Origin of the sequence: Dietzia aurantiaca (assembly GCF_021033825.1) — a bacterium.
Classification (GTDB): Bacteria; Actinomycetota; Actinomycetes; order Mycobacteriales; family Mycobacteriaceae; genus Dietzia; species Dietzia aurantiaca.
The window spans coordinates 21,756-45,420 of sequence record NZ_JAIFXZ010000007.1; the positions used below are offsets into that span (position 1 = coordinate 21,756).

The following is a 23,665-nucleotide window of genomic DNA, read 5'->3' on the forward strand; positions in this document are numbered from 1 at the left end:
TGTGCTGAAGCAAGAGGCGCACCTCCCAGAGCTAGGGCCGAAACGGTACACGCAACTGCCAGGCGTCTTACAACGGTCTTCATCGTCATGCTCCTTATTGGCCCACGCGGGGGATTACATCATCACCAGTCGTACTTGGTATTCACTGCATCGCACAGAGCTGGGTCAGAGATGTATCCCTCATCGCAGCCGTGTTTGGTCTGGATCTCCCCTGAACTGGGATTTGGGTTGCCGTTTGCATCGTGTCCGTAACCGCACCGCGCAGCTGGGCAGTTGCCGCCGTCGGCTACGGGGATTTCATCCAGATTGAGCGGGGGAATTGCATCGTAGATCGAGGTCCCGTCTTGGAGTCGCAACGGGCCTCCCGCAGATTCGTCACACGACTCCACGTAACTCTTCGACCCGTCGGACATCTCCGCCGATCCGTCCGCAAGAACACAACGAACAACTGTAACGGCGGGCGGAACCGTCGCCGGGGCAGCGGTGGATGTGATCGGACTTGGCGATACTGCGGTCGACGTGCTCGGCTGCGATGAGGACGTGGCCTTCGCGGAGGGCGCTGACGTGACTGAAACCGGAATCGACTGCTCGTCCGAGTCGGCTCCGCACGCCCCCACCGATGCAACCGCGATCACCGCAAGCGCGGCGGTACCGAATGTCCGCATAACGACCTTCCCGTGTGCAACGACCCTGACGAGGCCGCCGGCCCAGTACGGGTTAACATTAGAACACGTTAAACATCGCCTGGTCTCGGGGTAGGCGGCGAACTCCCAGCCGTAGGGCTCATTACGCCTCTTGGATGGGGCGTCATCAACTGTGTCGTAGGCGGATACTAAGTTCCTCCTAAACCCGAGCGCCCCTCAACCAGCGCTCAGCACCTCACGAGATTCACCCTCAAGAACGGACAACCACGGTGACCAAGACGGTCGTTTTCCTCCATGGCGTCGGTGACGGCGATCCTCACAAGAACTGGCTGGCTGGTCTGAATCGTGGATTTCCCGCGGCCGGCTCGCCTCAGATCGACTCGTCACAGGTCATCAGCCCCGACTCCTCCCTGATCCTCGGCATGGCTGGCGGCAAAGCCAAGCATCCCCAGGTGACGTACAACGTCAAGGACGACCGCGCGGATCGGCGGGCGTTCGTTCGGCGCCAGGCACGCATCGAAAGGCTACTGGAGCAGTCAGAGCTGGCGACCGGGTTCGGACTACGGCGAGTTCCGGATGCTGTGGTCACGCCACTCCAAAAGATCGGCATCCAAGCCGGGTCACTACCCCAGGTGCGGAACTACATGACGGACGAAAGACTCCGCGCCGTTGTTCTATCGACGATCCTCAAGGCACTACCGGATTCCGGTGACATCGTTTTGATCGGCCACAGCCTCGGAAGCATCATTGCCATCGACCTCTTGGACCACCTCCCGGAGGACCTGCACGTCTCACGATTCATCACCATCGGCAGCCCTGGGGCAGCGCGGATCCTGCACGAGAAGCATGAGCGCATCCTCAAGCGTTTTCCGTATGCCCGGGTGGATGACTGGAGCAACTTCTTCGTTCCGCACGATCCCGTCACCGCGGGTCGCGGAATCGCATCGATCTTCCCGGGCGCACAGGATTTTCGCATCCAGGTGCCCGTTACCAAGAGCAATCAGCTCGCTCACAATGCCGCGCAGTATCTCGAGCACCCGGCAGTCGGAATGCTTGTCGCGGACGCCTTGTCGCCTACAGAAGACGTTTTGGCTACGGGAACAGAGGTTGCGATTCGTCTTGACGAGACGAGCTTCGACGCCCTTTTCACGCTTGCCTACGCAACGCGGGTCTCCACCGAAATTTCGAAGAAGGAAGTCGCGACTCGTTACGCCGACACGCTCAAGGTCCTCGGCGATGAATTCGTCGACGGCGTGCGGCAACGGCTCCCCGAAGGATCCGCTCTTCCCGTCGAGGTAGAGGCGCTCTCCCACGGCCAGCGTCCACGCGTCCCTCGACGCCTCGAACTCGACGACGCAGTTCGACTGGTGGTGACGATGGCCTTCGCCAACGTGATCCAGCCTTACGAGATCTCTGTAGGTGACGCGCAAGTCGAGGCAATCCCCGAGTTCTTCGCCGAAATGGGTTTCTCCACCGGAGTCGGACGCGCGGTGCGGAAGGCAATCGTGGACGTGCAAAAGGTCTTGTCCGAGAGTGGCGGCTTCCCCACCGGACGTCTTGCGCTCGCCGCTGCAGGGCTCGCGCTCATCGCGGCTGGGCCGATCGGGATAGCCACCATGGGGACTGCGGCAGGAGCCGCCGCCATCACGAGCGGACTCGCAGCGTTCGGCCCGGGCGGTATGGCCGGCGGTTTGGCCCTGCTCAGCGGCCTCGCATCCACCGGAGCGATGGTCACCACGGCTGCTGCCACGCTAAAGACGGGAGAGTCTTCTGGGGGCAGCGACCCCGCGAGTCTCGCAATTCGGGTGGCATCGTCGCACGCGCTGATGAGAGTCGGCGAGCAACCGGACGCGAGCCTGTGGTCATCGCTGACGGTCGCGGAGAGTGTGGTGGCTGGTCACATCAATAAGCTCGCGGAGTACAGCGACCCGAAGGCGCCCCAGCTCACGCAGCTAATGCAGACCCGGGACATAATTAATCGCCTCATGACATTCGCGCATGACAATGGTCTAGGACGGACTGCCCTCGCCTAGAGCGCACCGATAACACGTAGCCCCGCACCCGGCGAACGTGACTCGTTCGGTAACCCGTCACGCGTCCGGAGGCCTCGCCTTTCTGACAACTGTCCAGATTCTCGTGCGGAGCTTTGTGAGCGCCGCTAACCTCGACAATTCGACGACTGAGCGATCAACAAGAAGGACATCGCCCTGTGAGCAGTACCACCACCATCCAGCCGACTGATGCAAGTCAAGTCCCGTTCGCTCCGGGCGTCACGGTGGAGGTCCGTGACGAGGAATGGCTCGTCACCGCGGTGGAACGGGCGGCGAGCTCGCCCTCGACCGGGGGCGACGCATACCTGCTCAAGGTCCGGGGGGTGAGTCCGTACGTCCGCGACACCACGGCCACGTTCTATACGGACCTGGACGAGGTGAAGCCGCTGGACCCGAGCGAGTCCACGGTCGTGGCGGATCCCTCCCCCGGCTATCGCCGCTCACGCCTGTGGCTGGAGTCGACGCTGCGCCGTACGCCCGTACCACTGTACGACGAGTCGCTGGTGGTCTCCACGCAGATGCTGGCAGACCATCTCGAATACCAGCTCAGCGCGGTGCGCAAGGCGTTGTCCAACGAAATGTTGCGGCCTCGCCTACTCATCGCCGACGCGGTGGGACTGGGTAAGACGCTGGAGATCGGGATGATCCTGGCTGAGCTCATCCGCCGCGGCCGCGGCGAGCGCATTCTGGTGGTCACTCCTCGGCACGTATTGGAGCAGATGCAGCAGGAGCTGTGGACCCGCTTCGCGATCCCGCTGGTCCGCTTGGACTCGATGGGCATCCAGAAGGTGCGCCGTACATTGCCCGCCACGCGTAACCCGTTCACGTTCTTCCCCCGCGTGATCGTCTCGATCGACACGCTCAAGTCCGCCAAGTACCGCGCCCAGTTGGAACGCGTGCGTTGGGACGCCGTGGTGATCGACGAGGTGCACAACGCAACCAACTCGGCCACTCAGAACAACGAGCTCGCCCGCCTCCTCGCCCCCACCACGGAGGCGCTCATCCTGGCCTCGGCCACGCCGCACAACGGGCGTGCGGAGAGCTTCGCAGAGCTGATTCGCCTACTGGATCCCACGGCGGTCGGCCCGGACGGCGCCATCAACCCCCGCGATCTGGCGCCGCTCATCATCCGCCGTCACCGGCACAGCCCGGAGGTGGACGACGAGGTGGGTTCGCAGTGGGCCGTGCGCGCCGAGCCGAACAACATCCTCGTACCGGCGTCGAAGCAAGAGACAGCACTGGCGGGCGAGCTCCGCGACACGTGGACCCGCCCGGGCGTCCAGCCGCCGTCGGGCGACAACCGTCTTTTCCCATGGACCCTGGCCAAGGCGTACCTCTCCTCCCCCGCAGCGTTGATCGAGTCGGTCACCAACCGTCGCAAGAACGCCTCGGGCCCCGCCGAGGTGGCCGCCCTGGACCGGCTACATGAGTTGGCCGAGCAGGTGACGCCCGCCGTCAGCGCCAAGTACCAGAGCCTGCTGGCGTACCTGCGCGAGATCGGGATCTCCCCGCGCAGCGAGCAGCGGGTGGTGATCTTCTCCGAGCGCGTGCGGACCCTGCACTGGCTGGCGGAGAACCTGGCCAAAGACCTCAAGCTCAAGTCGGACGCGGTGGCGGTGATGCACGGCGGGCTGTCCGACCAGGAGCAGATGGACCTGGTGGACGGCTTCAAACGCGCATCGAGCCCGCTGCGGGTGCTGGTGACGGGCGACGTTGCCTCGGAAGGCGTCAACCTGCACACCCAGTGCCACCATCTGGTGCACTACGACATCCCGTGGTCGCTCATCCGCATCCAGCAGCGCAACGGCCGCGTGGACCGCTACGGGCAGCGCACACCCCCGGTCATCACCACGCTCCTGCTGGATCCTCCGGAGGACGCCGCACCGGGCGACCTGCAGGTGCTCACCCGGCTGATGGAGCGTGAGTATGAGGCCCATACGCAGTTGGGTGACGTCGCCTCCCTGATGGGCGAGCACTCGGAGGCCCGCGAGGAGGACACCATCCGTCAGGTGCTCGCGGGGGGCAAGAAGTTTGATGACGTCGTGCGCCGTCCGGAGGACGTCCTGGCCACCGTGGGTGAGCTTGGTGACGACGACATCGACGACGGTGACGATATCGACGCATTCCTCGAGCAGATCGCCATGGGCGGCTCTGAGGAGGTCGTCGACTCCGGCGCGGCGGCGCAGGCCCGTCGTTTCAGTGTCTACGAATCTGAGGTGGACTATCTCGAGGACGCTCTGACCGAGGCTTTCCACGGGGAGCCCCAGTTCCCCAAAGGGCGGGGCGGAGTCGCGTGGAGGCGAAACGCCAACCAGACTGCCCAGCTGGAGCCGACGGATGACCTGGCCCGCCGGCTGGACCTGCTGCCCGAGGACTACGTGCGGGCGCGCCGGGTCCGAGAGGAACTCATCCTCGCGACTTCCACCAACCGGGGCAAACTGTCTCTCGAGGAGGCCCGCGAGGGCGCCTCGGAGACAACCTGGCCGATCGCCCACTTCCTCGGCCCGCTGCACCCGGTGTCGGACTGGGCTGCGGACCGGGCGCTAGCCTCGATGGCCCGGCAGGAGGTCCCGGCGGTGCGCGGCCGGGTCGATTCACCGACTGTGCTGGTGATGGGCACGCTCATGAACCGCCGCGGGCAGGTCGTCACCCGCGCCTTCTCGACGGTCGAATTCCCGATGCCGGACCTGGCCACCGCCGAGCCCGTGGACGACCCGTACACCTGGCTCGAGGGTATTGGCCTGAGCGCCGGGGCCACCAACCCGGGCCCTGTGGCGGGCGCCTACGAGCTTTCCCACCTCATCCCGCGGGCGGTCAAGGCAACGTCAGGCAGTTTGGAAGCAGTGTTCGCCCAGGCCAGCGCCGAGGCCGATCGCAGAGTCACCGCATGGCGCGAACGTTCCCACGAGTGGGAACACCAGACAGAGGAACTGATCAGCAGCGCCCGCCTCACGAAACTCTCCCGGCGCGTGAGAGAGGAGGCAGAGCTCGCCGAGCAGCTCCGGCCGGAGCAGCGGCTGGTGAGGCCCCTCCTCGTCGTCGTCCCCACCGATCACCCCATCGCGGAGACCTCCGCGCCTACCACCTCGCAGGAGAACAGCTGACATGGCCGCCGACAGCGCGATCGTCAACGTCGACGAGTGGATCAGCGAGCACTACCTCACCACCGAGGAGACCAAGCAGTCCTACCTTGCCCGGGTGCGGGCACTGGTCAAGAGCTGGAAGCAGGACGCCGGCGAGGGTGCCATCTCGCCGTTGAAGAGGCTGACCACGGCGCGGCAGGCGCTGTTGGTGTCCCTGTCGCAGCTCTCCGGTAACAGCGATGGTGAACAGGCCCGCCCGGCGCCGGAGGAGGAACGCGCGGAGCTGAGGAAGGCCCTGGGATACGGCGCTCCCGGCGATCACTCGTGGACGCGTGGGGAGTCCACGTGGCACGCCCAGGCCTGGGCCAGAGACGGTGTGGTGATGCTGGAGGCCTCCCCTGTGGACACCGTGGAGGACCTTCGCTCAGCAGTGGTGCTCGGAGAGGTGTTCGCGGACGGCAAGCCCGCCGACGCAACGGTCGGCAAGGTGGTCGGTGAGCTGTTCGTGTCCGACGCTCCGCCGGCGTTCGTCGCGGTGTTGGCTGGCCGGTGGTTCCTGCTGGCCGAGCGAGAGTCGTGGCCGTTGGGCCGGTTCCTCGCGGTGGACCTGCTGTTGGCGCTCGAACGTGGCGACACCCGCTCGGGTGGGGAGATTGAGCGGGTGGTGGCGGCAGTCTGCCGCGAGTCCCTCGAGCGCCGGGCCGACGGCACGGTGTGGTGGACCGAGACGCTGGAGGATTCGCGTCAGCACTCGGTCAAGGTCTCCGAGTCCCTTCGCGGAGCGGTGCGTGAGTCAATCGAGATTATCGCCAACGACGTGCTGGAACGTCGTCGGGTGCGGGGGCTGTCGGTGGGCCAGGTCGACGGCCAGGATCTTGCCCGGCAGTCGCTGCGGTATCTGTACCGAATCTTGTTCCTATTGTTCGCCGAGGCGTCACCGGAGCTGCGGATCCTGCCGGTCGGATCGACCGAGTACGACGACGGCTACGGGCTTACCCGACTCCGGGATCAGATCCTCACCCCGCCGGCCACCCCTCGCGAGGAGCAGGGAACCTATCTCTACGATTCGTTGGCGTTGTTGTTCCGTCTGGTCGACGGCGGCCATCACCCAGCGGACGAGCCGGGCGTGGCTCCGGGCCTGGAGTTCAATGAGCTTTCGGCGGATCTGTTCTCGCCAGCGGCAACCTCTCTGATCGACGAGGTACAGCTGTCCAACATGGCGCTGTACCGGGTCCTGGGCAACCTCCTTCTCACGCTGGAGCAGCCGGGTAGGGACCGTGGGTTCATCTCCTACGCAACGCTGGGTGTCACCGAGCTCGGTCAGGTATACGAAGGCTTGATGTCCTACACCGGGTTCATCGCCTCCGAGGACCTGTGGGAGGTCGCCCGCGGTGGCGACGACTCCAAGGGCTCGTGGGTGGTGGGCCACGCTGACTCGTTGGAAGTCTCCGCCGGCGATCGAGTGATGCGTCGCAACCCCGTCACAGGTGAGGACGAGTGGGTGCGGCACCCGCGCGGATCGTTCGTGTTCCGCCAGTCCTCGCGCGACCGTGAGCGGTCCGCCTCGTTCTACACGCCGCAGGTGCTGAGCGAGTTCGTGGTGGGCCAAGCCATCGAGGAGCTGGATGCCACGGGGCGGATCGACACCGCCGAGGCCATCTTGACGCTCTCGATCTGTGAGCCTGCGATGGGTTCGGGGGCGTTCGCCGTGGAGGCGGTGCGACAGCTCGCCGAGCTGTACCTGGAGCGTCGTCAGCAGGAGCTGGGCCAGGAGATCGACCCCGAATCGCGTACGGCGGAGCTGCAGAAGGTCAAGGCCTACCTCGCCCTGCACAACGTGTACGGGGTGGACCTCAACGCCACGGCCGTAGAGCTGGCCGAGATCGCCCTGTGGCTGGACACCATGACGCCCGGGCTCCAGGCCCCGTGGTTTGGCCTGCGCCTGCGTCGCGGCAATTCGCTGATCGGTGCCCGAAGGGCCACCTATTCCCCCACGCAGGTCGAGAAGAAGCAATGGCTCGGCGCCGAGCCGCAGGATGCGCCAGTGGCGACGCTGGCTGCTGCAGTCGATGACGAGACGGGGTTCGATCCGTCAGTGCGCGGTCGCATCCATCACTTCCTGCTCCCCGCCGCTGAGTGGGGGTCGGCGGCCGACGCCAAGGAGCTCAAAAACTACGTGGGGCAGGCGCAGGCCGACCTCAAGCAGTGGCGCAAGTCGGTCACTTCCAAGCCCAGCAAGACGCAGGTACGCCGACTGACGGACCTGGCCGAGCGCACGGAGAGGCTGTGGCAGATCGCCCTGGTGCGATTGCGTATTGCCGAGGATCAGGCGCGGCGGCGCATTGATGTCTACGGCGCGGATGTGGCCACTCCCGCCAACCCGGTGCCGCGGGCGGTGATCGAGGAGTCGTTTGCCGATCCGGGGAGCGCGTTCCAGCGGCTGCGACGGGCGATGGACGCCTGGTGTGCCCTGTGGTTCTGGCCCCTCACCGGGGCCAGGTTGGTTGTCGACGACGAGGCCGTCACTCCCCCGACCCTGGACCAGTGGATCAACGGGCTCGAGGCGCTGCTGGGTAAGGCGTATTCCGATGCGCCCAAGGCCCGCGGCCGCTATGGCGCGAGCGAGGGACAATACCGGCTCGGCGACGACCTGACGTGGGAAGAGATCAACAGCGCCGAGGACATCGACCGCGCACTCGCCCAGGAGGCCCGCATAGAGACCGTGCTCCGCGAGCATCCGTGGATGGTCGTCTGCGAACGCGTGGCCGGAAGCAGCGGCTTCTTCCACTGGGAGCTGGACTTCTCGCCGGTGTTTGCGCGCGGTGGGTTTGACCTACAGGTGGGTAACCCGCCGTGGGTGCGGCCACGCACGGACGAGGACGCGCTGTGGGGCGAGTCGGATCCGTGGTGGATCCTGGTGCACAAGCCGACGCAGGCCGCCAAGGCGAAGCGACGCGAACTCACCGTCACCCGACCGGGTGCCCTGGACATTTTTGCCGACGGCATCGCCGAGACGGTGGTGACGTCCAAGTTCCTCAACGACGCCACCCAGTATCCACTGCTCGTCGGTCAGCAGCCCGATCTCTACCGGGCCTTCATGCAGCGCACGTGGCGCTCTGCGGGCGACGACGGCATCGTTACCCTGATCCACCCGGAATCGCACTTCACGGAGAAGAAGGCCGCACCACTCCGCCGAGAGACCTATATGCGACTGCGTCGACATTGGCAATTCATTAATACACTGAAACTATTCGATATTGCCCATTTATTCGTATGGGGGATCCACTGTTACGGCCCTAAGCGAAACAGCCCTTCATTTTTATCTGCAACCAATCTGTACCACCCCACTACCGTCATCGATTCGCTGATTCACAATGGAACCGGCCCTCTCCCTGGGCTAAAGAACGACGACGATTACTGGGATCTGCGCCCACACTCCGACCGCATCAACCATGTCGACCGAGAAACGCTCGAACTGTGGAAGTCGATTCTTGAAGATGAGGACACTCCGACACTCGATTCGCGGATGGTGTACTCGGTCACTCGCGAGGCCGAGGGCGTGCTCCGCAAGCTCGCTGCGGCACCGCGAATCAAGGAACTCGGCCTCCAGTACTCCGCCGGCTGGCACGAGACGGCCGACAAGAAGAAGGGCTACTTCGACACCCAGTGGGCCGTGCCGGCCTCATGGGACGACGTTATTCTCCAGGGGCCGCACTTCAGCGTGGCTAATCCGTTTGCCAAGCAGCCGAATCCAACGCTTCGCAGTACCGGTGACTGGACTGCGATCGACCTCGAGGCGATGCCGCCGGACTTCATCCCGGCCACGGCCTACCAGCCCAACCGCGCCGACCCCTCCCTCAACTACGACGCCGGCTACCGCCTCATCACCCAGCAAGACGCGGAGCCAGTATCGGCACGTTCCGTTATCCGAGTGGGCTGGCGGCGCATGGCCGCCATGACGGGATTCAGAACCATGTACCCGGCACTCATTCCGTCAGGCGCGGCCCACGTGCATATGGTCGAGTCGGCGGCTTCATCCACCCAGTCCGATCGCACCGATCTCTTGATTGCTGGATCGTCACTCAGTTCCTTGCTGATTGATTTCCTGTTGCGATCAACCGGTGGAGGAGACATCCACGGGTCCACCGTCGAGGGTCTGCCTCATGGACCGAGGTCCGTCCTGATGGACGCCGCTGTCGCAAGATTCCTCGAAATCAACTGCTTGACGTCCGTCTACTCCCCTCTCTGGGAGGAAGTCACCGGAACCGGGTGGACTCCTGAAATCCCGCTGCGGAAGGCCGAAGAGCGTCGGCAGGCTCAGGTGGAAATCGATGCCCTGGTCGCTTTGTCTCTCGGCGTGACTGCAGACGAGTTGTGCATGATCTACCGCACCCAGTTCCCGGTGATGCGCAAGTACGACTCACAGGACCTGTTCGACGCCAACGGCCGCAAGGTGGCCGACGACGTGGCCAAGCTGCACCGCAAACTTAAGCCCGGTCAGGAGCTCAGCGAGGAAGAGCGCACCTGGACGCATCCGCAGTCCGGCGCGACGTATGTATTCGAGTACCCATTCCGAATCCTCGACCGCGAGGCTGACATGCGGGCCGCATACGAGCGATTCGAGCGTGAACTAGCAGAAGGAACCTTGGCATGAGTGCCCTACTGCCACTGCAGGCCGCCGAGCAGCTCAAGGACGGCATCTCAGAGTTCCTGTCGACCACATTCGCGCTGTCGGACGGAGCCGCCCTCTCGGCACTGACCGAATTCGTGAGCAGCCCCGGCACGGGTATTTTCCACGGGCCCTACGTGCGAACGCGCATGCCCTTCACGCCCGCCGTCGACGGTGCATCCGAGGTGCTGGACTGGACGCCCACCACCTTCCCGTTTCGGCCCTACGTCCACCAGGCGCAGGCCTTTGCCCGCCTGTCCAGTAAGCCCGCGGCCGATTCGACCGAACCGTGGCGGCGTCCGGATCCCACCCTCGTGGTGACCGGCACCGGCTCCGGCAAGACCGAGTCCTTTCTCTACCCCGTGCTCGACCACGCACGCCGAGCCCGCGCCCAGGGCGTCCGCGGGGTCAAGGCCCTCCTGCTGTACCCGATGAACGCCCTGGCCACCGACCAGGCCGAACGCCTCACCCAACTGCTGACCACAGAGCCAGCGCTCTCGGGCATCACCGCCGGCCTCTACACCGGCGAAGCCTCCGGCACGGGACGCACGACCGTGAGCGAGGCCGGACTCATCACCGACCGCGCCACCATGCGCGAGGACCCGCCAGACCTCCTGCTCACCAACTACAAGATGCTCGACCAACTGCTCCTGCGCTCCGAGGACACCGACATCTGGCGCATCTCCGCTGCCGGGCTGCAATACGTGGTGCTGGATGAGTTCCACACCTACGACGGAGCACAGGGCACCGACGTCGCACTTCTGCTGCGACGGCTTGGTCTGGTCGTAAATGCCCACCTCGAGAGCAACACCACCTCCCCCGTCGCCCGGACCGAAGCCAACCGCGCCCGACCCCTGGGGCGGATCACTCCCGTTGCCACCTCGGCCACCCTCGGAGACGACGGCGATACGACCGCCGTCCGGACGTTCGCCACCACCGTGTTCGGCGAAGAATTCCCGCCCGAATCCGTCCTCACCGAGTCCCGCGTGACCGTCGACGAGTGGACCGGCCGCACCGCCGACGAGCGCATCCCGGTGGAGACCGCAGTCTCCCGATCAGTCATGGCCGATCTCAACACCGCGATACTCCAGGGCATTGAGGCGGGAGCCGACCCGGCCGAAGCCACATACGCCGAGGTCGCCACTCGGGTATGGGACATTTCTCCCACACCCGAAATGGGCGACGCCGTGGAGGCCGTCAAGCGTCACGACCTCACCGCCCGCATCCTCACCCACTCGTCCCGGGCGGTGAGCATCAGCGACCTCGCCGCCGCGGTACTCCCCGTGGACCACGGGCGCAGCCCCGCCGACACCGAGACGTTCCTCGTCCACGTCCTGGGCGCGCTGAGCCACCTGCGCGCCACCGTCACCGCAGCAGATTCCAACGCCGGTAGACGGCTCCCCAGCATCGAGGCTCACCTCTGGGTGCGTGAACTGCCCCGCCTCGACCGCGCCGTGCAGACCACCGTCGACTACCACTGGCATGATGACGGCCCCGACCTCGCGATAGACGGCGTCATCGACGGCACCGGCCCCGGCGACCGCGACTACCTGCCGGCCATCTTCTGCCGCCACTGCGGACGTGCCGGATGGATGACCACCTTCGAGCACGGGACCGAAAAGCCCACGTTCGAACCCTCCGCCATCCGCCGACAGTCCGTGACTGAGCCGACACAGACGCGGGCCCTCATCGCCGCCGACCAGGAAGTCCGCGCGGCCCACGAAGCCGCCGTGCCGCTTTCTCAAGTGAGATCCTCCCGCGACTCGGGCACGTCACTCATGTGGCTCGAGCCCGCCCAGTCCACGCTGCACGCGGCCGACGCGTACGGGGCCTCTGAGCAGGACGACCGCATTGTCCCCGTGCTGCTCCACACCGGCATGGCCGCGAAGGAGAACTCCGAGCGTCAGACATGCCCGGCCTGCGGCACGCGAGATTCCATCCGCTACATCGGCTCGGCCGTGGCCACCCTGCTCTCCGTGGCCCTGTCCAACCTCTTCGGACTGCGGGGACTGGATACCGCCGACAAGCGCACCCTGGTGTTCAGTGACTCCGTCCAGGACGCCTCCCACCGGGCCGGGTTCGTCCAGGCCCGGTCGCATGCCTTCGCACTGCGCACCGCGATCACCACCGCCCTGGACGGTGGCGACGCCTTCCTCGACGACCTCACCCGCGAGGTCGTAGGCGGAGCCACCACTCCTGTCGAGCGCTACCACCTGCTGCACCCGGCGATCGTGGAGCGAACCAACTTCATCCCGTTCTGGGACGCCTCCGCCAGCGCCGAGAAGCGCCGTGCTGCGTCCCGCCGGGTCCGCGAGCGGCTGCTGTTCGACCTGTGCCTGGAGTTCGGTCTGCGCTCGACCGTCGGCCGCACGCTGCCCCTGACCGGCACGGCCATACCCAGCGTGAGCATTCCTGCCGCAGCGCTGCGCACCACCGCCCGTCGGGCCTGGGAGTCCCTGGCTGTCCAAACCACCCTCACAGAAGCCGAACCCGATGATTCCGCGCTCGAGGCGTGGGCCCGCATCGTCGTGGAACGCATCCGTCAACGCGGCGGCATCAACCACGCGTGGCTCGCCAAGTACCTCGCCACGGACGGCAACACCTTCCACCTGACCAACCGGCGAGCCCGCGCCCGCGGCGTTCCGGGCTTCCCGGTAGGCGGATGGCCTACGTTCCCGCGTGTCGGTTCGACCCTGGCCAAGGACCGCTACCGGGACGGCACCGATGTGGTGGCCAGCAACCGCTCCTGGTACGCCCGCTGGACCGCGCGTCAGCTCGGGGTCACCCCGGACACGGCCCAGAAGCTGGTGGCCACCCTCATGGCGGATCTGGCGGCCGAAGCCCACCTCGACGCCGTGACCACAGAGTCCGGGGCGACCATCTACGCTCTGGATCCCGGCACCATCCTGGTGACTGCGGAGGCTGCTCCCGCCGAGCTGCGCTGCGACGTCTGCCATAACGCCACCCCCGCAGCCGCACCCATCCGCGACGTGGTGGCCGGCGCCCCGTGCCTGACGGTGGACTGCTCCGGCCGCCTACAGGTGGAAGGAATCGACACCGACAACTACTACCGGCGTCTCTACCATTCGCGGGATAGCCGATCGGTTATCGCCCGCGAGCACACCGGGCTTTTGCAGCCCGCTGAACGGGCCGAGATCGAGACCCAGTTCAAGTCCGCCTCCGAGGCCCCCGGAGCGCCCAACGTTCTGGTGGCCACCCCGACTCTGGAGATGGGCATCGACATCGGGGACCTGTCCTCGGTCATGCTCTCCTCCCTGCCCTCGTCCGTGGCCAGCTACGTGCAGCGCGTGGGCCGCGCGGGCCGACTCACCGGCAACTCGCTCGTCGTGGCCCTGGTCCAGGGCCGGGGAGCAGCCCTACCGGTGGTTCACGATCCGCTCTCGCTCATCAACGGCAGCGTGCAGCCCCCGGCCGCGTTCCTCTCGGCTGCCGAGATCCTGCGCCGGCAGTTCATCGCCCACGCGATCGACATGCTGCTCATCGAGGGCATCCACCCGTCCAGCACCAGAGCACGCGAGGTGTTCTCCACCCACCCGGGATCGTTCCTCGACACCCTGCGGGCCGAGTTGCCGCAGCGCGTTCCGGGCATGCTCGACCGCTTTCTCTCCAGCCTCGGGCCCCACGTGGGCGAGGCTGCCGCGCTCGATCTGCGCGCGTGGGCCACCGGCGTCACCGCCGAGGGCGAACCCTCACGACACAACCTGGACTCCAGCCTCAAGCTGGCCGCCGACCGCTGGCGGACCGACTATGCGGAACTCCTCAACCGGCTGGATGCCCTCGACGTGGTGTTGGTCGAGTTGCGCGAGCGGGCCGAGAGCCCCGGTGCGGTCGAGCAGGACCAAGACGATCTCCGCGCCGCCGAGGCTTCCCGCAAGGCCACCGTGGTCCAGAAGAACACCCAGCAACGCGAATACTGGATCAACGCGCTCGAACGCTACGGTCTGCTGCCCGGCTACCAGCTGCTCGACGACACCGTGGACCTGCAGGCCTCCATCGCCACCTACGACCCGGACACAGCGGAATTCGACGCCACGTCCGCGACATTCACCCGGTCCGTCGCTTCGGCGCTCACCGAGCTCGCGCCCGGAAACTCCTTCTATGCCGACCGGATGCGCATCGAGATCTCCGCCGTGGACGTGGGCGCCGACGGCGACGCCGTGGAACGCTGGCGGGTCTGCCCCACCTGCAGCTACGGCCACACCGAGCTCGCCGGGGCACCGCCCGACGCCTGCCCGGCCTGCGGCGCGGCCGGGTTCGCCGACACCGATCAATTGCTGGACGTGGTGCCTCTCCAGAAGGTGTCCGCGCAGGTCATGCGTGACTCGGCCACGGTGGATGAACGGCATGACGAGCGTCGTCGTCGTCGTTATACCGTGGCGCGCACACTCGCCTGGAACCCCACCGACGCCGCCCCCGCCTGGTTCGTGGACAACAACGGCTTCGGCGCCCGGTACCTGCGCCGCGCTGACATCCGGTGGATCAACCTCGGCACGGGACCCGGCGCCACCCGGCTGATCGGCGGCACCCAGCCCGCCGCACCCCGCTTCCGGGTCTGCCGCTACTGCGGCCACCTCGACTCCGAAGCCGGCGCCAACAATCGCCGCGACCACCGCCCCTGGTGCCCGCACACCACCGCCGACGAGGAGCCCAGCATCCACGTGGCCCTGGGACGCGCGCTGTCCACCGAGGGCGTGCTGCTCTACCTCCCGCCCGCGGTCTCCACCTACGACACCATGGTGCTGCCCAGCCTCACCGCCGCACTGCGGCTCGGTTTCCGGCACGTCCTGGGCGGCGACCCCGACCACCTGGACGTGGCCACCGTGACCGTTCTTCAGGTGGGCGCGCCCGCTCCCGCACTCCTCCTGCACGACACCGTGCCCGGCGGCACCGGGTACCTGGCCGACTTCACCACCCCCGAGCGCGTCTGGGACCTCCTGCACACCGCCTACGTGGCCGTGCGCGACTGCTCCTGCGCCGACGAGAACAGAATGGCCTGTCCCCGCTGCCTGCTGGCCCACGCCAGCGGCGGCGAGGCCGACCGCACCTCGCGTGCAGCCGCCGAAAGCGCACTACTCGCCCTGCTGCGTGGCGCTGACCGAAGCGATGACGCCGAACCGACCCGCGAGGACTGGACAGTGGTCACCACCCAGACCATCGACCCCGAAGGTGACTCGCAGCTGGAGGTCCGATTCCGCCACGGACTGACGCGGATCCTCGAGGACGAAGGCGCCACCATCACCACCGTGCCCGACGGCAAATACACCGCCCTGCGGATCCGGATGCCCGGCTCCCAGCTCACCTGGATGCTGCGCGCCCAGAACCACATCCACGAGGCGGGCACCACACCCGACTACATCCTGCAGGCCGACGACCCGCACCAGATGAAGTTCGCCATCTACGCCGACGGGTACAAGTACCACGCCAGCCCCCTGCACAACCGGATCGACGACGACACCGACAAACGTGCCGCCCTCCGGGACCTGGGCTGGATCCCGTGGGCCGTCACCCACGCCGACCTCGACGAAGTCGAATCGGCCGTGCCACCTATCACGTGGGAGCAGCAGAACTTCGTCAAAGCCTTCGGCTCCGCACTGGGGATCGCCCCCGCGCGCCTCAACACCGCCGCCGGAGACCCCGTGACCCTCCTCGCGCGGATCCTCGCCGACCCCAATCCCGACGTGTGGCAGAAGGTCGGCCACGCCAGCGCCGCATACTGGCTGGCCACCGGAGACCGCGTCAAGGCCCGGTCCGAACACGCACGGCTGTTCGCCCGACTAGTGGTGCAGGGGCACCCCCGTCAGCCCGCCTCACTCAACGCCGAACTGATGATCGACGATTCAGCGGCAGCCGTGGCCGACGAGGACTTCCGCGCTGACTGGCAGTGGTGGCTGCGAACCTCCAACCTGCTGTCACTGCGGGGGCAGAACACCACGATCGGCACTCGGCGCGACATGGCGGCGACCGGCGACGTGGACGCCGAGCTGGCGGCCATGGTCGCCGAGGCCGAGACCGGTGCGGACTCCGATGAGCGCGTGGCTGCCGTCGCGGGCTCTGTTGCTGACGATGCGCATGATTCGGGCGGCAGCCCGGTGTCCGTTGGGGACGCATTACCAGAGCCCTGGCGGGAACTGGTCGAGGAGATCGATCCCGACGACGCCGACGCGGCAGCCGAGAACACGCTACTGCGAGCGCTGGCCGATCTCGACGTGCCGCTACCGGACTACGGGGAGGAGGTCCACGGCGTGATCGCCAACGTGTCCTGGCCCGATGCGCGCATCGCGGTGTTCGTGTCGCAGTCGTCCGATAGGTTGCGGCCGATCGCTGACGCGGGGTGGACCGTCATCAACTCCACCACCGGCGACGGTGACCCGCAGACCATGGCCGCAGCGGTGAAGAACGCACTTGCAGAACGCCGCGGAGAGAGGGCTTGAGATGGCAACAATCACGCTGATCAACAAGAAGGAGAACCTCGACGGTTCTCTACGCAAGCGCGTCTTTGACATGCTCTCCAAGCTGCAGGCCGACGACACCTCGGTGGGCGCGCACGTGGAGCCCGTCAAGAACGCGGTGGACGAGCGAATCCGGTCGGTGCGGGTCAACGACAAGTTCCGGGCGTTGGTCTTCCGGATCGACGGCGGGGCCGAGACTCACTACGTCTACGTTGGCACCTTTCCGCACGACGACGCCTACGACGCCGCGGCGACTATGCAACTCCGGGTCAACCCGGTCAACGGCGTTCTCACCCTGGTCCGCGAGCAGGCCGCCGCACTCGATGCCAAGGTGGCCGCCGAGCAGGCCAAGCAGGTCGCGGCCGAGGAAGCGGCGGCCAAGGCGGAGCAGGCCACAGCCGGCGGGGTCGAGGAGGAAGCAGTCGTCGAGGGCGGGACGGCGGTGGTCCCCGAGGCGACGTCGGCCGCCGCCCCGGCAGTCGTGGACGACCCGATGCCCGCATTTTCGAGCAGCGGGATCAACGCCGACGTTCTCTCGCGCGAGCTGGGTATCGATCCCGTTGTCTCCGAGCCCGCGCTGTCCGCCAACACGCTTTCCGAGCTGGAGGCCGCGCTTGATTCCGCCGCGCCCTGGGAACGCGACGCCCTCCTGGGGCTGGCGATCGGATACTCGATCGACAATGTCCGCGAAGAATTGCGCCTGGGTGACGCGGCGGCGGACGAGCAGGCCGACGAGTTCGTCCGCGCGGTCACCGCTCCCGCCTCCCGGATGCAGTTCACCTTCCTCGGAAGCGGCGGGGACTCGGTCGATGTCATGCGCGAGATCATCGAGAACGGTGACTTCGAAGCGTGGACGACGTTCCTCCACCCGACTCAGCAAGTGCTGGCGACCCGCTACCGCAACGGCGCCTTCCGGGTGTCCGGTGGCGCGGGAACGGGTAAGACCGTCGTGGCCCTCCACCGCACCCGCGCCCTGGCCACCCGGGCGCTGACCGAGGCCCCGGCCGACTACTCGTCGGACCCCACTACTCCTCGGGTTCTCTTGACCACCTTCACCCGAGTACTGGCGGGATCGCTGTCCACCCCGCTCAGAGTTCTCGATGCCGAGCTACCCCGTGCTGCTGCTACCGGGGATGCCGGCGTCAGCGTGGCCGGTATCGACCAGACCACCATGACGGTGCTCAACCGGGCCACGCCCTCGCAACTCGCAGCGTCCGCCCCTACCGTCGTGGGCCAGTCCCTGTCCTCTGTCCCGTCCCCGCTGAGCGATCATGACGACCGTGAGTTGTGGTTCGAGGCAGTCGAGCGCGCGGCCACGCAGCCCGAGGGCGGCACCTCCACCCCGGAGTTCCTGCGCGGCGAGCTGGAGACAGTCGTTCTGGCCCAAGGGATCACCACCAAGGCCGGCTATCTCAAAGCCGACCGCAGTGGCCGGGGCACGGCCCTCAATCGCAAGGCTCGTACCGCAGTGTGGTCGGTGATCGAGTCCTATCTCGCCATTGCCCGGCGCGAGAACAAGCAGACTTTCCCAGTGCTCGGCTGCCTGGCTGCCGCAGTGCTGGACGGGATCGCAGACTCCGGCGGAGGGCGGCTGCTCGATCACGTGGTGGTGGACGAGGCCCAGGATTTCCACGTGGGGCATTGGCGTCTCCTACGCGCTCTTGTCGCGGAAGGCCCCAACGACCTGTTCATCGCCGAGGACGGACACCAGCGGATCTATGGCCGCCCCACCGTGCTGTCCCACTACGGGATCAACATCCGAGGCCGGGCATCGCGGTTGACACTCAACTACCGGACCACCGACGAGAATCTTCGCTACGCCATGGGCATTCTCGCCGGTGAGACATTCGTCGACACCGACGGACAGTCGGAGAACCTCACCGGCTACCGCTCGGCGCGCAGCGGGCCGATCCCGCGCGTGGGCCACGCTGACACGCTCGCCGGTGAGCTCGACATCGCTGAGGAACACATCCGAGCCTGGCTCGCCGACAACCCCGGGGCGTCGATCGGAGTGCTCACCCACAATCGCCGCGACGTGGATCGCATCATCGACGGCCTGGAGGCCCGCGGCATAGACATCACGTCCGGCGGGGGCGCAGGCGTGCACGTCACCACCATGCACTCGTCCAAGGGGATGGAGTTCACCCACGTCGTGCTCGCCCGAGTAAGTGAGGGGAACGTTCCCGCTCCGGCGCGGCAGGGCCTGACCGAGGATGACCTCGACCATCTCCGGCGACGTGAGCGGTCGCTGCTCTATGTGGCAGCTTCCCGCGCGCGAGACCAGCTGGTCGTCACCACCGGTGCAGAGCCGTCCACTCTCCTACCTCGCATCACCACGGAGGTCACCACATCGTGACAGGCGCAAGCCACACATCTGCGACCACGTGGAGGCTCGCCTTCCCGTTCTGGGATCAGGTCGCAGAGCAGGTGCCCGTCTCGGGTGAGACGCTTATCAGCGACACCTCGGCGGAGGACCGCGTCGAGACAGTTCTTGAACTCGCGTCCGCGTTCCGCGTGACCGGCGATCCCGCACTGGGTGAGCTCTACCCCCTGATTCCCGCCCAGTTCGGTCTCGTTCTCGGCGCCGGGCAAGACCCGGTGACGTTTGCGGCGCTGGCCATCCGTTCGTCCGCAGACGTGACCACGCCTATGTCGCGCGCAGATGGACGTCGGCTCCACCGGACTCTGGCGCAGGTCAATGCTGCCGCGGGCGCGGTGCCCGACGCCTCGTGGCCCCGGGACCCAGTCCTGCGCGCAGTGAGCAGTGCGGTGTTCGCGCTCGCGCCCGAGCGGTTCTACGCCCTCATCGACATTCGTTTGAAGGGCGGCAACGTCGAGACGGCGAACAACTATGTCAGCCGCGAATTCCAGGACGATTTCGACACCATCCTCGAGGCTGCAGTCGCCGAAGCGCGGCACGGCGCCGACTCGCCGGAGATGCAGCACTGGCTCGACACGCTCATCTCGCGCGACGGCGAAGATGCGCTGTCCACGCATCCGCAGCTGCGCAGGCCCCTGGGACTTCTCGACGTCACCCTGGCGCAGGCCGCTACGCTGCTCATGCCCGAGGTCGGCGATCTCTCCGGAGACAACGCAACGAGCACGGTCAGTCTTCCGCACTCGGCGGACACCACTCTTATCGACCAGGACGCCACCGTCCGGGAAGCCCCGGTCGACAGCGCGGACTCGGACGCGGTTCCCCTGTCCGACACGTCGGCGGTGGACACCGAATCACACGCCGACGAGGCGAGCCCGAGCGCTCAGACAGAGACAAACAGTTCAGAAGTCGGCGGCATCAAAGCCGACGAACTCCGTCCAGGAATCGGGCTGACTTCAGACGATGACATCGACGCGTGGGAGAACGCTCTTCGCCGACGGCTGACCGAAGCCACCCTGGCTATCGATACGGATCTGTCTGGCCTGGAACTCGACGTGCTCTTTGACGTGTACGGAAACCGGTACCGTCTGTCCCGCGGACGGGGCACCACGGTCAAGCAGATCGCCCACCACTTCCCCGCCGCCACGCTCATGTCGATGGTGGGCATGGCTTCGGTCGGGCTGGAAGACAATGCCTACTGGGACCAGTTCTGGGACCGGCTGCGGACCGAGCGAAACCACACCGACGAGAACGCACTCCGACAGCTCATCATCCCGCTCCTGCGACAGTTCGACCTCGATCCGATCGCGGGCTTGTCCACGTCACTGCACGTGCAGCGGCTCGCGGTACACGCTGGCATCCCGGCGTCCAGCGCGAGTCGGCTCGTCGAGGTGCTCACCATCTACATCGGGTCCGTCTCCTCCCGCGACACCCAACCCTTCAGTGAATGGGTGCGACAGCCGGGTCAGGAGCACGTCTTTGATCAACTGGACTATCCCACCCGCGACTTCGTCCGATACAGCGGTGAACGTGGGACCGAGCTGCTGGACGAGATGGCCCGCATCGTGGCCGAGATCGCAGAAAACCCTGCCGTCGATGCCACCGCTCTCACCGCTGCACAGACGTTCCTCCCGCAACTACTCATCGAACCTCTCAGGCACGCGCTACACAGCGCAGACGTCTCCGACTCGGTTCGCGCGCAACGCCGACGCGCACGCCTGACGCCAACCCTCCACCTGGAGGCCGACGACTCCATGGTGGTGCGCATCCCGGCCCCATCGAGCCACACCTCGGCACCGTGGACCATCACCCTGGACACCCACGTGGTGCGAGTCGCCGCCGAGAAATTCAGCAGCGACCAATCCGTAGAGGTGCCCATCGAGCACCCCACCAGGCGAGTAGTCGTGACCCACCCGTCCCTGGCGCATCCGATCGAGCTACGTCTCTACGACACTGGTAAACCACTCATCCTGTTCACCGCGCAGGGCGAGCACATCCCGGACACCGCGCGACTGCCCAGATCAGAGGTGCTCGCGGTGATGCCTGGGGACCTCACTGTCCTGGGCGAGCATCCTTTCGCCCCACGGGTCATCGCGAACTACGGCACCCCGCTGGGCTGGGACGGATGGGAGATCAACCAGTGGGATCTCACCGAGACCACATCTCTGCGAACCCGGACCGCCCAGGATGAGGTGCGGGACCATCCGGTGGGAAGCCAAGCTCTGCCCAGCTTGTTCGACGAGCCCGACGACCCGCTTCCCGTTCTCCCCGGCGTCTTCAGCGAAAAGCTGCCCGTTCTTCACTCCCGTCCGTGGCTCGACCTGCCGGCCCTCGGACCCGACTCCGCAGCCACCTGGACCATCCAATACCGGCGTGCCGGCGCCCGGGAATGGACTATTCAGGGCGACTACGCGGCACCGGAGCAGGGAGCGGCCCCGTTGTTCGATGACGAGCCCGAGCAGCTCGGCCGCTTCGACGTGCGTGTCACAGGACCTTTCGGAGCGAGGTTCGAGACCAGCATCGTTGTGGCTGAAGGTCTGCAGATCGAGTACGACGACTCGTTGCGCATTCCGGAGGACGACGGTCTGACCGAAGTCACCGCCGAGGTCTGGTCCGACGACCCCGCGCTCGTCATCCTGGACCCTCAGCTGCACTTCGGGCCCCAGGTTTCTAAACGGCCACTCCGCATCCGCCGGGGCGCTGCCTCGGAGATGGTCACCGTCCGCCCCCCGCGGATGGAATTCCGGATGACGCCGGTCGGCGGCGTTCCGTCGTGGAGCGACCGGCAGATCGGTCGACGTCCCGATGACTTCACCGGGGCGGTTCTCGCCGTCCGAGGGGTGCCCGAGGACATCCCCATCGTGGCGGAAATCCATGACCACACCGGTTCGGTCCGAGCGAAGGAACCACTGGTCTCACGCTCGCGCGGCGGCGTGCTCACCCTGACCGCAGACCGTCTCGCGGGTGCCGCACGCGAGACGCAGTCAGGACTGGTCATCCTTCTCCTCGCCTACCCCGACCGCACCTACACGGCTCCCATCATCCGGTTCAACACCGTCGGCGCCGACGTCAGGATCGCTGTCGACGGGGACGAGATTCACGTCCGCGGCCGTCACCTCCACTCGGACACCACCGTCCACATCTGGAAGGTCGCCCGCCCATGGAGCCCGGTGCTCACCGTCCCGCTCGTCCGAGGCCGGGCCACGCTGCCCGCTTCGGCGTTGGAGGCCGGAGACCTCCGAATCGCCCCCGTGGTGCAGGACGACTGGGACCCGGTTCCCCCATCGCCCCTTCCGACCCGGGACAGTGTCCGCATCAGCCGCCCGGGCACCTTCACCGACCCCGCGACCGCCGTTCTGTCCCAGTTCCTCCTCGGTCACACCGGCCCGGACGGAATCGATCCCACGCTCCCCGAAGTATGGTCCGCACTCGCTCTCCTCTCCCGAGGCCTTGAAGACGGAGACGACGAGCGGTTCGACCAATTGTCCCGTCTGATGGGGAACGCGCCCCGCCGCGCTGCGCTCTCCCTGGCTGCGGCCCCACTGGAGACCGCCGACAAACTAGCTCTCTTCATCCGCTCCGGGCTGGTCTTCCACTCGTTCCGACCCTACGGTCGAGACGATCTCCTTTCCCGCGCACAGAACACCGCACTCTCCTCCGAGCCCTGGCTGGACGTGCTCATCACCATCGCCAATATCCCCGCAGCCAGCGTGGAAGATCGCATAGCGTTGCGGGATCGACTACGTGGCGTTGGCGGGCATGCTCTCGTCGACATTCTCAAAACCGGAAGCGACCCACTAGCGATCTCGGCGTCTCTCGACGCAGCGTTAGTTCTCCGCAGCGACCACCCTGACGCGGTATCTGCCTTCCTCGATGCAAAGCGACTCGTCCCCGGTGGGCTCACCGACGCTGCCGCCCGATACGAGGCCTACCGGGCTCTCTTCCGGAACAAGGACTCTGAAACGGAGAAACTGCGTGAGTTCTACGGGGTTCTCCTCGAAGGGCGCTTCCAGCCCCTCAATGAAGTCAGGCGCTTTGGAGTCCTGTGGCGGGCGGTAACGGCACGGGCCAGGAAGCTGGGCAACGTTACCAACCAGCACCCGTGGGCTAACGCCCCCTTCGCCAGCTTGACCTTCTGCCTCTACGCCCGTCTGGCTGCGGTGGATGAGATCCGGTTGGATCCGCCCCAAGGGCTCGATTCAGCGTGGGCATGGTTTGCCGCCCGCGAGCCCGAGCAGACCATGATCGACCTACTCGTGGCCGAGGCGCTGGTCACCCGTATGACCCTGCCCGACCGCAAGCGCAACCCCTACTCCGCATTCGACTCGATGACCGATGAGGACATCGTGGACCTGATCGTCACCATCTAGG

Annotated in this window: 6 protein-coding genes; all 6 read left to right on the plus strand. The window is 66.5% G+C overall.

The window, feature by feature from the left end; genetic code table 11:
• Positions 1–913 precede the first annotated feature (913 nt).
• The 6 genes from K3888_RS09225 to K3888_RS09250 all read left to right on the plus strand — a co-directional run bounded on the left by K3888_RS09225 (position 914) and on the right by K3888_RS09250 (position 23,664).
• Complete coding sequence (locus K3888_RS09225; RefSeq protein ID WP_230929972.1) at positions 914–2,677, plus strand: alpha/beta hydrolase family protein; 1,764 nt, start codon at positions 914–916, stop codon at positions 2,675–2,677.
• 176 nt (positions 2,678–2,853) lie between these two features.
• Positions 2,854–5,799 carry a DEAD/DEAH box helicase gene (locus K3888_RS09230; RefSeq protein WP_230929973.1) on the plus strand — a complete coding sequence of 982 codons (2,946 nt, stop codon included), beginning with the start codon at positions 2,854–2,856 and terminating at the stop codon, positions 5,797–5,799.
• Position 5,800: 1 nt separating this feature from the next.
• Positions 5,801–10,432, plus strand: coding sequence for a DNA methyltransferase (locus K3888_RS09235; protein ID WP_230929974.1), 4,632 nt, complete (start codon positions 5,801–5,803; stop codon positions 10,430–10,432).
• Positions 10,429–16,899 carry a DEAD/DEAH box helicase gene (locus K3888_RS09240; protein WP_230929975.1) on the plus strand — a complete coding sequence of 2,157 codons (6,471 nt, stop codon included), beginning with the start codon at positions 10,429–10,431 and terminating at the stop codon, positions 16,897–16,899. The genes K3888_RS09235 and K3888_RS09240 overlap by 4 nt, the downstream gene beginning before the upstream one ends.
• Before the next feature lies 1 nt (position 16,900).
• On the plus strand, positions 16,901–19,273 hold the full coding sequence (locus K3888_RS09245) for a 3'-5' exonuclease (protein WP_230929976.1): 2,373 nt from the start codon (positions 16,901–16,903) through the stop codon (positions 19,271–19,273).
• Positions 19,270–23,664, plus strand: coding sequence for a hypothetical protein (locus tag K3888_RS09250; RefSeq protein WP_230929977.1), 4,395 nt, complete (start codon positions 19,270–19,272; stop codon positions 23,662–23,664). Before K3888_RS09245 ends, K3888_RS09250 begins: the two co-directional genes overlap by 4 nt.
• Position 23,665 lies beyond the last annotated feature (1 nt).

Excerpts from the sequence above, each read along its gene's own strand:
- K3888_RS09245 (WP_230929976.1), top strand. The coding sequence starts at position 16,901 with ATGGCAACAATCACGCTGATCAACAAGAAGGAGAACCTCGACGGTTCT.
- K3888_RS09235 (WP_230929974.1), top strand. The coding sequence starts at position 5,801 with ATGGCCGCCGACAGCGCGATCGTCAACGTCGACGAGTGGATCAGCGAG.
- K3888_RS09240 (WP_230929975.1), top strand. The coding sequence starts at position 10,429 with ATGAGTGCCCTACTGCCACTGCAGGCCGCCGAGCAGCTCAAGGACGGC.